Here is a 15,398-nt window from a genome sequence, read left to right as displayed (position 1 = left end):
TTATCAATTAAAATTTCAGATTCAATCCAAACAAGAATGTTCTTGGTCTTGGATATACGTCGTTGTCAATCCCACCGTTAACCTCAGGATCTAATCCGCTATAGTCTGTAATAACAAATGCATTCTGAACAGAAGCATATGCTCTGGCATTAATATCGAAACCTAGAAGAGGTTTTAATAGTTTAGTGAAGTTATAGCCAAGAGTGATATTATCAATTCTTAAGAAAGAAGCATCTTCTAGGAAATAGTCAGAGTATTGTTGTGCAGTTTCGAATTGTGACTTGTTAATTTCTGTAGGTAAGTTGGTTAAGTATTCATTTACTGTCATTTCTTGGTATCTACCACCTACAATTACATTATTGTAAATTTGTCCGCCAATTCCAATTCTACCATTAAAGCCAAAATCAAAATCTTTGTATTTCAAATATGAAGAGAATCCCATATTGTAATCCTGAGCTGGATCTTCAGCGTAATATCTGTCATCAGAATTAATTTGACCATCATTGTTGCGGTCTACATAAAGTCCTTCAATAGGTTTTCCGTTTGCATCATAAACTTGTTCGTAAACGTAGAAAGTGTTCAATGCATGACCAACTGCATTTTTCTGAATTGTATTTCCAACACCTACTCCACTAATTCCACCAACATCAATACCTCGGTAGTTTGGATCATCATAGTTTGTTAAACGAGTAACTTCGTTTTTGTTGTAAGCCAGGTTAAATCCAACTTCCCAGAATAAATCGTCTTTGTTTATAGCAATACCATTAATCGAGAATTCGAAACCATTATTTTCCAAATTACCAACATTTGTTGTTAACAGGTCAGTAAAGTTTGTTCCAGCTGGTACAGGAATTCTATTTAGAAGGTCTTTGGTTTTACGCTTGTAAACATCGATTGTACCATTAATTCTGTTATTGAAGAATCCAAAGTCGATACCAGCATTATATGTTGTAGTTTCCTCCCACTTAATTGCTTCATCGTATCCGTTAGGCCTAATCAAATTATAATATTGACCTCCAAATTGGTATCTCGTTTGAGAATCACTGATTTGGTAAACACCTAAATATGGAAAGTCATTTTCAGAGATATCTTGTTGTCCGGTAACTCCGTAACCTAAACGAACTTTGATACTACTTATGGCCTCAATGTTTTTAATAAATTCTTCTTCACTCATTCTCCAAGCGAATGCTGCTGAAGGGAAGGTACCCCAACGATTATCTTCATGGAATCTTGAAGAACCATCTCTACGAACAGTAGCAGTAAGAATATACTTGTCCATAAAGTTGTAGTTAACTCTACCAAAGTATGAAATTAAGTTGTTTTGTGGTTCTCTAATAGGGTCTACTCTGTTAGTATCATCGGTTAGATCTTCTATACCTCCTGATCTAGCCCAGAATTCCTGCCACTCGTAACCAGCCATCACATCAATTTTACTATTAATAGATGGCAAGTCTTTATTGTAAGTTAAATAAAGATCTAAAAGCTTATTCTTCTTTTCCTGTGTATAATTTCTTTCAATAACATCCTGAGTTCCTCTTACCCATGATGCTTCACCATCTGTAATTGTGAATCCTTTACTATCTGAATAATCATATCCTAATTTTACACTGGCTTGTAGATCAGGAAAGAAATGTAATTTATAATCAGCCTGGAAATCTGCAATGTATCTTGATACATCTGATTCGTCGCGTCTTTGTTGTAGCTGAGCAACCGGGTTACGTGTTGCGTTTACATTTCTTGAACCATCGCTCATCAACCAGGTTGTATAACCTCCGTAAATTCCAGTGTTGTTGAAAACAGGTTTGGTAGGATCAAAACGTAATGCACTTCCAATAGCTCCTTTGTCTGCAAAACGGTTATCTATAGACATGTATTTCAATCCAGCATTAATTTTTAAGTGATCATCAAAAAACTTTGGATTAAGGTTTAATGTTCCTGTTGTTCTTTGCATTTCTGAAGTCTGCAAAATACCATTCTGATCGGTATAACCAACTGATACACGGAAAGGAATGCTTTTGTATGAACCCGAAACACTTAGATTGTGTTCATGACCTGACGCGTTTCTGTAGATCTCATCTTGCCAGTCGGTTGATGCATTGCCCAATAAGTCTGGATTAACAGATGAATTTGTTAGCGCTCTTTCATTTACTAATGCTCTGTATTGGTCAGCATTTAAAACATCAATGGTTTCTTTAATTTTACCAATAGAGAATTTATTGTCATAAGTAATTTGTAAATTTTGTCCGGCTTTTCCTTTTTTAGTTGTAATCAGAATAACACCATTGGATGCTCTTGAACCATAAATGGCAGTCGCGGATGCATCTTTTAACACAGTAAATGTTTCAATGTCATTAGGATTTAGAGAGCTTAAAACATTGCTCATTCCATCAATTCCTCTATTGTCTAATGGCATTCCGTCAATAACTATTAAAGGGTCATTACTTGCGGTCATTGAAGAACCTCCACGAATACGAATTGTAGAAGCCGAACCAGGTGCACCTCCATCACTTACAATTTGTACACCAGCAACTTTACCTACAATTAGGTCTTGTGGAGAACTTGTTGAACCTTGGTTGAAATCATCAGAATTTACTGAAAAAACAGCTCCTGTTGCATCATCTTTTCTAACCTGACCATAACCAATGACTACAACTTCGGAAAGGTTTTCGGTTTCAACACCAAGAACTACATTAATTTGAGATTGCTCTCCAACCAAAATTTCTTGAGTTTTATATCCTACAAATGAATATACAAGTGTAGAATTAGCATCGACATTAAGCATATATTTTCCGTCAATGTCAGTTGTAGTACCTACAGTGGTACCTTTAACTACAACGGAAACACCAGGTATACCCATGCCATCGTTTGCATCGGTAACAGTACCACTAACTGCTTTTTCTTGTGCTTGCAAAACGGTAAATGAAAAAACCGTAACAAGCATGAGAAGCAGTTTTCTTAGCATACTAATGTTAAGTTCCATAAATAGAAATTTAAGATAAATTAGAATTTAGTTAATAGATATAGATATATTTTAAATACCAAAAGAAATATGAACTCAAGTTTCCGACTCTTTAGCTTCCGTCTTTAGCATTCAAAAATTATCTAAATCTTAAGTTAGCCTTAATTTTTTCTATTACCAAAGATACGTAATGACAAAATCAAGTTTTTAAGCCATTGATATTTAAGTGCAAATAAATCATCGCAATCGTTGCCGCAAACGTTTGATATGTAATTATATCAATATATGAATTCGAATATGAAATAATGAAGGATAAGCAAACTGTTTTGTTTAAATTTTTCTATATTTACGGATGCTACAGCAATTTTGATTGGATTAATTCTAATGGCTTTATAATGCATTGATAACATTAGTGTTGTGCAATCAATCAAATTTATAAAATTTCTATTAAATATCTATGAGAAGCGGACAAGTAACGATTAAAGATATTGCAAAAGAATTAGGCATCTCTGCCTCTACTGTATCAAGAGCCTTAAAAGATCATCCTGATATTAGCGCAAAAACCAAGGAAGCTGTAAATGAATTGGCAAAGAAATGGCATTATAAGCCTAATGCAGTTGCTCTTAGTTTGAGGCATAGTAAATCGAATGTTATTGGAGTTATTATTCCCGAGATTGTTCATCACTTCTTCTCATCAGTAATTAGTGGGATTGAAAAAATTGCACACGAAGCAGGATATAATGTTATGATGTTTCAATCTAACGAGTCTTACGAGAGAGAAATGGCTAATGTGCAGGCCTTGTTGTCGAGTAGAGTGGATGGTGTGTTGGTATCCATGTCAAAGGAAACAAGCGACTTTAGTCATTTTAAAGAATTAAGAAATAATGGAATACCTGTAGTTTTCTTTGATAGAGTTTGTAATGAGCTCTCTTCTGATAACGTAATTGTTGATGACTTTGCAGGTGCTTTTACAGCAGTAGAACATCTTATTAATACAGGATGTAAAAGAATAGCTCATTTGTCTGCACCACAACATATGCTTTTGGGACAAAATCGCCAGAAGGGTTATAGACAGGCTTTGTTAAAACATAAACTTCCAATTGATGACGAATTAATTATTAAATGTGATAGTTTTGAGGAGGCATTGGAGAAAACTCCTGATTTATTGAGATTACCGCAGCCGCCTGATGCCATATTTGCCGTTAATGAGCTTACAGCAGCAGGAGCATTATCAGTTGTAAAGAAAGCAGGATTTAAAGTTCCAGAAGAGATATCTATTATAGGATTTACAGATGGTGTTGTTTCGAGAACATCAGATCCTGCTTTAACCACATTGGAACAACATGGATATGAGGTTGGATTAAGAGCAAGTGAATTGCTTGTAGGAAGAATTAAAGAAGGAGATATGGATTATGAACCTGTAACCAAGGTTGTAAAGACCAATTTGATTGTTCGAGGCTCTACTAAAAACTGATAATAGATGTTATCTATATTAAAAAGAGTTGAAAAGGTTCAACTCTTTTTTTTGTTTCAACAAGTTAGAGTATTGGCTTTTAATCGAATAAAATGTAAAAAAAATAAAACTTGTTGCAATCGTTTGAAATAGGTTTTTAGGCCTGTTTTTACTGACTTGTAGAGAGGTGGAGGTGCAAAACTTTTTGACAGATTGCATACTTTTCCGTACTTTTGTCCCAGAGGGAAACCTCTTTTCCGACTTTATAAAATATACTTCCTTATATAATATGATCTCATTTCTGGATAATAGAAGGAGATGAATAAGATCAAATCCATTTTTCTAATTGTGATGTAAAAGTTAGTTGGTCTTAAACTGTATTGCACTTGCAATATTGTGGGACATGATTAATTCCTTTTGTTTCTTTTATCCTGGTGTGGTGATATAAGCTGTGGTTTAAAAAACAGTTTAAATTGAAATCAAACTTCTAAAAAGTAAGAAGAATTAATATCGATCAAATGAAGAAACAACCTCGTTTAAGCTTTTGGCAAATCTGGAACCTGAGCTTTGGATTTTTAGGTGTTCAGTTTGGTTTTGCATTACAAAATGCAAATGCCAGTAGAATATTAACAAGTTTAGGTGCCGATCCACATGAATTATCATTTTTCTGGTTAGTAGCCCCAATTATGGGATTGGTAGTTCAGCCAGTAGTTGGTGCAGCAAGTGATAAAACTTGGAACCGATTGGGAAGAAGATCTCCATATATTTTGTTTGGAGCAATCGTTTCAATGTTGGCAATGTTCTTAATGCCTAATGCACCAATGTTTGTAAAAGCAGGTGGAGCTTTGGTGTTTGGAGTTGTTATGCTTGCATTAATGGATGGATCTTTTAATGTTACTTTTCAGCCATTTAGAGCATTGGTAGCAGATATGACACCTGAAGAACAACGAAATGTTGGATATTCGGTACAAAGCTTTTTAATTAACGTAGGTGCTGTAATTGGTTCTGCATTGCCTTTTATTATGACTGCTTCTGGAATTTCCAATGAATCAGCAGGAGGTAATGTTGCTCCTTCGGTAATTTGGTCATTTTATATTGGTGGTTCCCTTCTTTTAATAAGTGTGCTGGTTACAGTATTTAAAACAAAGGAATATCCACCAGAAGAATTTGAGGCTTATAATAATATTACAGAAGAAGATAAGGAAACGAAAGAAAGTTTTTGGAATTTGTTGATGAATATGCCAAAAACAATGAAACAATTATCAATTGTGCAGATGTTTTCGTGGTTTCCATTGTTTCTTTTATGGGTTTACTCTACAACTGCAATTTCTCAGCATTATTTCGGTGTACCTATCGATTTTAATGCAAAAACCGAAACGAATAAGCAAATTTTAGATGCTTTTAATGAAGCTGGGAATTGGGTAGGTATTTGTTTTGCAGTGTACAGTTTGGTAGCGGCATTGTTTTCTATTGTAATGCCTAAGCTAATTAGCTTGACCAGTAGAAAAACAGTTTATGCAGGTGCTTTAGCTATGGGAGGTATTGGTTTTATATCTACCATGATGTTTAGCAATCATTACTTGCTATTGATTTCTATGATAGGTGTAGGTATTGCATGGGCTGGTATTTTGGCTATGCCTTATACCATTTTATCAGGAGTACTTCCAGCTAAACGAATGGGAGTTTATATGGGACTGTTCAACCTTACTGTAGTTGTACCTCAGATTTTAAGTGGTGTATTTGGAGGACCAATACTTCGTACTTTTTTTGGCGGCGATGGAATTTGCATTCTAGTTCTAGCCGGTATTATCATGATTTTAGGAGCGATATCTGTATTCTTTGTTAAAGAATCAGATAAATAATAAAAACAATTTATAAAAACTGATGGGAAAGATTAGTGCATGCATCTTCGATTTAGATGGTGTGGTTGTTGATACCGCAAAGTATCATTATATCGCATGGAAGAGTTTAGCAAATGAATTGGGATTCGACTTTACCGAAGAGGATAATGAAAGATTGAAAGGCGTGAGCCGTATGCGATCATTAGATATCCTTTTGGAAATTGGTGGAGTTGAGTTGGATGAAAAAACAAAACTGGAACTGGCTGATAAGAAAAACAAAAACTATGTGGAGTACATATTAAAAATGACTCCGGATGAAATACTTCCAGGTGTTAAAGATTTCTTTAATAAACTTAAAGCTAAGGGAATCAAAATTGCTTTAGGTTCAGCTAGTAAAAACGCTATGACCATTTTAAATCAGTTAGAACTTACTGATTATTTCGATGCAGTTGTTGATGGAACACATGTTAGCAATGCAAAACCAGATCCTGAAGTATTTTTAAAGGGTGCTGAGTTGTTAGGTGTTTCTCCATCAGAATGTATTGTTTTTGAAGATGCAGAAGCTGGTGTTGAAGCTGCTATAAATGGTAATATGAAATGTGTCGGTATCGGATCGCCTGATGTATTGGGGAAAGCAAATATTGTTGTTCCTGGATTCGTGGGTTTTTCAATGACTCAATTAAACTTTTAACGGAAAACAATTAACGCTTAGCAGTAATTGTTTGAAAAGTTAACTGCTAATAGCTAATTAAAAGAAAATCAAACATGAATGAGTATTTAAAGCATGATGAGTGGTGTATAATTGAGGAAGGCTTTAATCCTGAAAACCACCGTGCATCAGAAAGTATATTTAGTTTGGGTAATGGAAACATGGGACAAAGAGCCATGTTCGAAGAACATTATTCAGGCGAAACTTTACAAGGAACTTACGTAGCTGGAGTTTACTATCCGGATAAAACCAGAGTAGGATGGTGGAAAAACGGTTATCCTGAATATTTTGCAAAGGTATTAAATGCGCCAAATTGGATTGGTATCGATGTGAAAATTAATGGTGAAATGCTTGACCTTGCCAAATGTGAAGTGAGTGATTTTGTACGCACTTTGAACATGAAAGAGGGAGTTTTAGAGCGTAGTTTTGTAGCTACACTTTCTAACGGAAACAAGGTGAAAGTTGAAGCCAAAAGATTTTTAAGCATTGTTACATCTGAAGTTGGTGCCATTCGTTACTCTGTAACACCATTAAATTTTGATGGGAAGATTGGTTTCACTCCATATGTGGATGCTGATGTTACAAACGAAGATTCAAACTACGACGAACAATTTTGGAATGTTTTGCATGCTAAGTCAATGAAAGGTGAAGCATACATTACTGCTGCAACTAAAAAACTTGACTTTCACGTTTGTATGAGCATGAAATATGAGGTGTTAAAGGATGGTCAGAAAGTTGATTTAAATCCTGCTTTAACCGAGGATGCCAAATATGTTGCCAATACGGTAGAGGTTGATGCTGAGCAAGATCAAGAGATTTCAATCTATAAATATGCAGCCGTATTAAGCTCATTAAATCACAGTAAAACTGATATTGCATCAGACGCATTTTCTGTTGTAGAGGCTGCTCAAGCTAAAGGATATGGTGCACTATTGGAAGAGCATGTTAATGCATGGGCTGACAAATGGGACCATAGTGATATTGTTATTGAAGGTGATATTGCTGCTCAGCAAGCCATTCGATTCAATATTTTCCAAATGAATCAAACTTATACTGGTGAAGATGAAAGACTAAATATTGGTCCTAAAGGTTTCACCGGAGAAAAATATGGTGGATCTACCTACTGGGATACTGAAGCTTACTGTGTTCCATTCTATTTGAGTACTTCTAAACCTGAAGTAACTCGAAACCTATTGATCTATCGTCATAAGCAATTACAAAAAGCCATTGAAAATGCAGAGAAATTGGGTTTCACTAATGGTGCTGCATTGTACCCAATGGTAACAATGAATGGTGAGGAATGTCACAACGAGTGGGAGATTACTTTCGAAGAAATTCACCGTAATGGAGCAATTGCTTTTGCCATTTATAACTATATCCGCCACACAGACGATAAAAAATACTTAGAAGAATATGGATTAGATGTATTGATCGGAATTTCAAGATTCTGGAGTCAGCGTGTATCTTATTCTCAAGCAAAGAAGAAATATGTAATGTTAGGAGTTACAGGTCCTAACGAATACGAAAATAATATCAACAACAACTGGTACACGAATACCATTGCAAACTGGTGTATGAAATATACTCAGGAAGCTATGGCTCATGTGAAAGAAACCAATCCAGCACGTTTTGAAGAAATTTTAAAGAATTTGAACTTCGATTTCGATAAGGAAACTGCTAAATGGAGCGATATTATTGAAAACATGTACTATCCTGTTGATGAGGAAACAGGTGTTTACCTGCAACAAGATGGCTTTATGGACAAAGAGCAAATCCTGGCTGCTGACCTGGATCCGGCAATTCGTCCGATTAACCAGCACTGGTCATGGGATAGAATTTTACGTTCTTGTTTCATTAAGCAAGCAGATGTATTGCAAGGAATTTACTTGTTCGAAGATCAATATGATTTGGAAACAATTCGTAAGAACTATGATTTCTACGAGCCAAGAACTGTTCATGAGTCATCATTGTCGCCATGTATTCACTCTATTTTGGCAGCAAAAATTGGCGATGAAGAAAGAGCTTACAATTTGTACCTAAGAACTTCTCGTTTGGATTTGGATGATTACAACAAAGAGGTGCACGAAGGACTTCACATTACAAGTATGGCAGGAACATGGATGTCGGTTGTAGAAGGTTTCGGTGGTATGCGTGTTGTAAACGGTCAGTTGGTATTGAACCCAATGCTGCCTAAAGTATGGAAATCATACTCATTCAAAGTTAGATTCCGTGGCAACTTGTTAAATGTTACAGTTTCGCAAGATGGTGTTGGTGTCATCAATGAAGAAGGGGAAGATATTTCAATTTTCATTCAGGATGATGAATATCAAATTGGAAAAGAAAGTAGTGTGGTAATCGAACACGCTTAGTTTTAAATACAAATTAATTCAGGGTAAAAGTGTCTGCTTTTATCCTGAATTTTTATCGAATATATTAGGGTATGAGAGGCTTTTGGATTTCTTTGGTTATTGTTTTTTTATTTGGCTCACAAGCAGAAGCTAAGAAAGTGGATATAGATAAGGTTGAGCCAATGTTCTGGTGGGTGAATATGAAGAATCCCAACCTGCAGCTTATGGTTCATGGTGAAAATATTGCACATTACGATGTGGAATTGAACTACTCAGGAGTTAGCCTTTCAAGGACAATTAAAACAGACAATCCCAACTATCTCTTTATCGACTTAGTAATCGAAAAGGGAACAAAGGCAGGGAAGTTCAACTTGAACTTTACCGATAAAGGGAAAACAAAAGCTCACTATCAGTACGAATTAAAGAAAAGAAGAACTTCTTCAGCAGAGCGCAAAGGTTTTAATGAATCAGATGTGGTTTATTTGCTGATGCCAGATCGTTTTGCAAATGGCAATGCTGACAATGATTCTGTAGCTGAATTGGCTGAAAAAGCAGATCGTAATAATCCTGATGGAAGACATGGTGGAGATATTCAGGGGATCATTGATCACTTGGATTACTTGCAGGACTTGGGAGTTACCGCCCTTTGGAATACGCCACTCCTGGAAGATAATGAAGCCAGAGGTTCTTACCACACCTATGCCATTTCGGACTACTACAATGTTGATGCTCGATTTGGAGGAAACGAAGCTTACCTGGAGCTTTCCAAGGAGTGTAAGAAAAGAGGAATAAAGCTGATCATGGACATGGTTTTCAACCATTGTGCCAGCGCTCATTGGTGGATGAAAGATTGGCCTCAGAAAGACTGGGTACATCTGCACGATGAGTACACCAATTCCAACCACAGAAAATCAACCATTCTGGACCCTTATGCATCTGAAACAGATCAAATTCAGTTTTCTGACGGATGGTTTGATCGTAGTATGGCTGATTTAAATCAGAAAAATGAATTGTTGATGACCTACCTGATTCAAAACAGTATTTGGTGGGTAGAATATGCAGACTTGGACGGAATAAGGATGGATACTCATCCCTATAATGATCCTCAAGGAATGTCCAAATGGGGAAAAGCGGTTTTAAACGAATACCCCCATTTGAATATTGTCGGAGAGACATGGTACAAGTCTGCGGCCGATATTGCCTACTGGCAAAAGGATGCATTAAATGCAAATGGCTACAACTCTTACATGCCATGTGTAATGGATTTTCAGTTGTTTTTCTCCTTGGAGAAAGCATTCCTGGAAAAGCAGGAATGGGAGAACGGTCTTGTAAGATTGTACAAGAGTCTTGCTGCCGATTACCTGTACAAGGATACCGGAAATTTATTCATATTCATTGAGAATCATGATACCGATAGAATCATGTCTACCTTGAAAGGGGATTTGAATAAGTTCAAGTCGATGATGACCTTTTTGTTGACAACCAGGGGAATTCCTCAAATCTATACGGGTGTTGAGATCTTGATGGAAGGCAAGAAGAGTTACGGCGATGGAAAGATGCGCATCGATTTTCCTGGAGGATGGGAAGATGACGCAAGAAATGCTTTTACAGCCCAGGGAAGAACAGATAAGGAAAATGAAGCTTTCAACTTCCTGAAAAAATTACTCAATTGGAGAAAGAATAACTCTGTAATCCATACAGGAAAGCTGAAGCACTATATTCCCGAACAGGATACTTACGTTTATTTTAGAAGCAATACCGAGAAAACTGTGATGGTTGTGGTTAATCAAGATAAAAGCGCAAAGGACTTGAGTCTGGAAAGATTTACCGAAAGCATTAAGGGTTTCAAATCTGGAAAGGATGTTATCAGTGGGAAGACATTTGATTTTACAAAAGGAAAAATCAGCCTGGCACCCAATACGTCCTTAATTTTAGAGTTAGAGTAAACATCAAATTTTTAGCATAGTGATCGGGGGATCACACACATTATCTCTGAATATGATTAGAATTAATCTATTAGTAGTAAAATTAACTGTTTTAATGGCCTTTGCAGTTGGCTCGCTAACTGCAATGGCTCAAAACAGTCAGCGTGTATATCAATCACATTCATTAGGAACAAATGGATTGATAGTTGAAACGGATCAAGGGAAATACCAAATACGGTTTTACAATCAAAATATTGTAGAAACGGCATTTATCCCTAATGGAGAGGAATTTGAAAAAGATTCCCACGCAGTTGTTCTACAACCTGAAAAGAAAGGTGCCAAATTAGCCGATCGCCAGAATGACTTGCTTTATAGTTCTAAAGGCATGTCAGTAAAGGTGAGCAAGAAGCCTTTTGGTATCAGCTACAGCTACAAGGGAAAGAATTTGCTTTCCGAAAAAGAGGGCTACATTAAAACCGATAGTACCCAGAATATTGACTTCCAAATTGAGAAAGAGGAAGTACTATTTGGTGGGGGAGCTCGTGTGTTGGGGATGAACAGACGAGGATACCGTTTGAATCTCTACAATCGTGCACATTACGGATATGGAACTCATTCTGAATTGATGAATTACACCATGCCTGTGGTTATCTCATCAAAGAAATATGCGGTTCATTTCGATAATGCTCCTATCGGACATCTGGATTTAGACAGCAAAAAGACAAATACTTTGCGTTATGAGACTATCAGTGGACGTAAGGTTTACCAGGTAATTGCTGCTGATTCGTGGGAAGATTTCACCTATGAGTTTACGAACCTGACGGGAAGACAACCGCTATTGCCTCGATGGGCTTTAGGGAACTTTTCAAGTCGTTTTGGTTACCATTCTCAGAAGGAGACCATGGAAACCATCGATCAGTTTGTAAAAGATTCCATTCCTGTAGATGCGATTATTCTGGACCTGTTCTGGTTTGGAAAGGAGATGAAAGGAGAAATGGGGAACCTGGCCTTCCATCGCGACTCTTTCCCAAATCCTGAGAAGATGATTTCTGATTTGGATAAAAAGGGAGTGAAGACCATTCTGATTACAGAACCTTTTATCCTGACCACCTCGAAAAGATGGCAGGAAGCAGTGGATAACAAAGTATTGGGAACTGATACGGAGGGGAAACCTTTCACCTTTGACTTCTACTTTGGAAACACAGGATTGGTTGATGTATTTAAACCAGAGGCACAAGATTGGTTCTGGAATATCTATAAAGGTTTGGCCAATATGGGCGTTGGTGGCTGGTGGGGCGACCTTGGAGAGCCAGAAGTACACCCTTCAGCTTTGCAGCATATCAATGGTTCAGCCGATGAAGTACACAATATTTACGGACATTATTGGGCCAAATTGGTCTATGAAGGATACGAGAAGGACCTTTCCAACCAGCGACCTTTTATTTTGATGAGAGCTGGAGCTGTGGGATCTCAAAGATATGGAATGATTCCATGGACCGGAGATGTGAGCCGTAGCTGGGATGGTTTGAAACCTCAAACTGAGATTTCCCTTCAGATGGGGCTACAGGGAATTTCCTACATGCACTCCGACTTGGGAGGTTTTGCCGGGGACAACCTTGATGACGAACTTTACACCCGTTGGTTGCAGTATGGCGTATTCCAGCCTATTTATCGTCCGCATGCGCAGGAAGCTGTGCCATCGGAGCCGATATTCAGAGAGCCTAAAACAAAGGCACTGGCAAAGAAATCTATCGAGCTGAGATATCAGTTGATGCCATATAACTACAGCCTGGCATTTGAAAACAACCAAACAGGATTGCCATTGATGCGACCTCTGTTTTTTGAAGAGCAGGATAACAAAGCATTGCTGAATGTTTCCGATACCTACATGTGGGGAGATGCATTTCTAGTGTCTACCATTACTGATGCCGGAGCCAAGCAAAAAGAGGTGTACTTGCCGAAAGGAAACGTATGGTTCGATTTTGTAAAGGAGCAAAAATATTTCGGTGGATCATCGTACACGGTTCAGGTTGAAGAGGATCATATTCCTGTATTTGTGCGTGCAGGTTCTTTCATTCCAATGAAAAAGGGAATGCACAATTCAGGTGAATACTCTTTAGAGAATTTTGAATTGCACTACTATCATGACTCTTCGGTGAAGCATGGTACTGGACAGCTTTACAACGATAATGGAGAAACTCCTAAAGCATATGAAAAAGGAGAATATGAGTTGTTGAAGTTTACTTCTGCCCATTCAGGTTCCAAATTAAAATTGGATATTGCAACTGAGAAAGGATCGAACTACTCAATTGAAGACAAGAAAGTAAATTGGGTGATTCATCATATCGAAAAGCAACCTAAGAAGGTGAAGTGGGGAAAGAAAAACCTTGATTTCACCTGGGATAAAAACTCAAGAGTTCTTCAGTTTACTGAGGAGTTACAAAAAGGAAAAAATCAATCAATCACTATAAAACTTGCCAAATAATGAAGAACATTGGATTCAGCATTTTAGCAGTATTGTTTCTGTTTTTGTCATCTTGTTCAACGGTTGAGAAGAAAGCAGAACAGAAAGAGAAGCCTTTTGTGTGGGAGGGTGCAAACCTGTACTTCCTGCTGACTGACCGTTTCAATAATGGAACAACAGATAATGATGTCAACTTTGAGAGAGAGTTACCAACAGGTAAATTGAGAGGATTCGAGGGGGGAGACATCAAAGGAATCACGCAAAAGATTAAAGAAGGATATTTTACCAAACTGGGTATTAATGCCATTTGGTTTACGCCGATCACAGAACAGATTCACGGATCTGTTGATGAGGGAACAGGAAATACCTACGGTTTTCACGGCTACTGGGCCAAGGACTGGACTGCTTTAGATCCTAACTTTGGAACCATGGACGATTTGGCTGAATTGGTTCAAACAGCTCATGCCAATGGAATTCGTATCGTAATGGATGCCGTAATCAACCATACCGGACCAGCTACTGAGAAAGATCCTGCATGGGAAAATGAGTGGGTGCGTGTGGAACCAACCTGTACTTATAAGAATTACAAAACTACCATTGAGTGTACCTTAACCGATAATCTTCCTGATATCAAAACAGAAAGCACTCAGGAGGTTGGAATTCCAGCTAACCTGGCGCAAAAGTGGAAAGACGAAGGTCGCTACGATCAGGAGATGAAGGAACTGGACGAGTTCTTTGCTCGCACAGGTCATCCTCGTACTCCGAAGTTCTACCTGATTAAGTGGTTGTGCGATTACATCATTCAGTTTGGTATCGACGGTTATAGAGTAGATACAGTAAAACATACCGAAGAATCGGTTTGGGCTGACTTCCGCAAAGAGTGTGAATATGCTTTTGAATTGTGGAAGAAGAACAATCCTGAAAAGGTATTGGATGATAACAAATTCTACACAGTAGGAGAGGTTTATGGATATAGCATCAGTCACAAGTTTGCCTACGATTTTGGCGACAAAAAGGTGAATTACTATGCCAACGGATTTACCGATTTAATCAACTTCGAATTTAAATACAACGCTCAATCAGCTTATGAAGAGTTGTTTTCGAGATATTCAGACATTCTTCATGGCGATTTAAAAGGATATGGTGTATTGAACTACCTGACCTCACATGATGACGGTACTCCTTTCGATCAGAAAAGAGAAAGAAGTATTGAATCTGCTACCAAGCTATTGCTTTGCCCGGGAACTTCACAGGTTTACTATGGCGACGAAACGGCGAGACCTTTGCTTATTGAGGGGACTCAGGGCGATGCTACCTTACGTTCATTCATGAACTGGGAAGATGTAAAAACAGATGCCAAGGTACAGGCTACCTTAAAGCACTGGCAGTTGTTGGGACAGTTCAGAAGCAACCACCCGGCTGTTGGAGCAGGTGTTCACAAAATGATTTCGGAAAACCCATATGTATTCCGCAGAACATTCGAAAAAGGAGAATATCAAGATCAGGTATTTGTTGCTTTAGATTTGGATAAGGGATTAAAAGAAATTCCTGTTGCTGAATTGGAAAATGGAACAAAGCTTAGAGATGCATACTCTGGCAAGGAAGCAGAAGTTAAGGATGGAAAAGTAAGCATTGATACTGAGTTTGACATTTTATTACTAGAGTTGATTTAGAAAAGAACATCATACTAACAAATCAA

8 protein-coding genes are annotated in these 15,398 nt (G+C 37.5%); 7 read left to right on the top strand and 1 reads right to left on the bottom strand.

Annotation, left to right across the window (positions count from 1 at the left end; translation table 11 throughout):
- Positions 1–7: 7 nt before the first annotated feature.
- Positions 8–2,980 carry a SusC/RagA family TonB-linked outer membrane protein gene (locus tag BXY64_RS13060; RefSeq protein ID WP_120240424.1) on the bottom strand — a complete coding sequence of 991 codons (2,973 nt, stop codon included), beginning with the start codon at positions 2,978–2,980 and terminating at the stop codon, positions 8–10.
- Between the two features lie 436 nt (positions 2,981–3,416).
- On the opposite strand from BXY64_RS13060, the gene BXY64_RS13055 reads away from it, so the two are divergent.
- From BXY64_RS13055 to BXY64_RS13025, 7 genes are all read left to right on the top strand, one after another.
- Entirely contained in the window at positions 3,417–4,433 is a 1,017-nt protein-coding gene (locus BXY64_RS13055) for a LacI family DNA-binding transcriptional regulator (RefSeq protein ID WP_120240423.1), read from the top strand.
- Positions 4,434–4,930: 497 nt separating this feature from the next.
- Entirely contained in the window at positions 4,931–6,274 is a 1,344-nt protein-coding gene (locus tag BXY64_RS13050; RefSeq protein WP_120240422.1) for an MFS transporter, read from the top strand.
- Between the two features lie 22 nt (positions 6,275–6,296).
- Positions 6,297–6,944, top strand: coding sequence for a beta-phosphoglucomutase (pgmB, locus tag BXY64_RS13045; RefSeq protein ID WP_120240421.1), 648 nt, complete (start codon positions 6,297–6,299; stop codon positions 6,942–6,944).
- 74 nt (positions 6,945–7,018) lie between these two features.
- A complete protein-coding gene (locus tag BXY64_RS13040) occupies positions 7,019–9,331 on the top strand; it encodes a glycoside hydrolase family 65 protein (RefSeq protein WP_120240420.1) in 2,313 nt (770 codons plus the stop codon).
- A 71-nt stretch (positions 9,332–9,402) separates the two neighbouring features.
- Positions 9,403–11,256, top strand: a complete 1,854-nt coding sequence (locus tag BXY64_RS13035) for a glycoside hydrolase family 13 protein (protein WP_120240419.1) — start codon at positions 9,403–9,405, stop codon at positions 11,254–11,256.
- Between the two features lie 52 nt (positions 11,257–11,308).
- Positions 11,309–13,720: a glycoside hydrolase family 31 protein gene (locus BXY64_RS13030; protein ID WP_120240418.1), complete on the top strand. Its 2,412-nt coding sequence runs from the start codon at positions 11,309–11,311 to the stop codon at positions 13,718–13,720.
- Positions 13,720–15,372 carry an alpha-amylase family glycosyl hydrolase gene (locus BXY64_RS13025; RefSeq protein WP_120240417.1) on the top strand — a complete coding sequence of 551 codons (1,653 nt, stop codon included), beginning with the start codon at positions 13,720–13,722 and terminating at the stop codon, positions 15,370–15,372. Before BXY64_RS13030 ends, BXY64_RS13025 begins: the two co-directional genes overlap by 1 nt.
- Positions 15,373–15,398 lie beyond the last annotated feature (26 nt).

This window comes from Marinifilum flexuosum, from assembly GCF_003610555.1.
Taxonomy (GTDB): domain Bacteria; phylum Bacteroidota; class Bacteroidia; order Bacteroidales; family Marinifilaceae; genus Marinifilum; species Marinifilum flexuosum.
The sequence above is the reverse complement of the archived record's forward strand: the minus strand, read 5'-3'. Positions and strand labels throughout refer to the sequence as shown.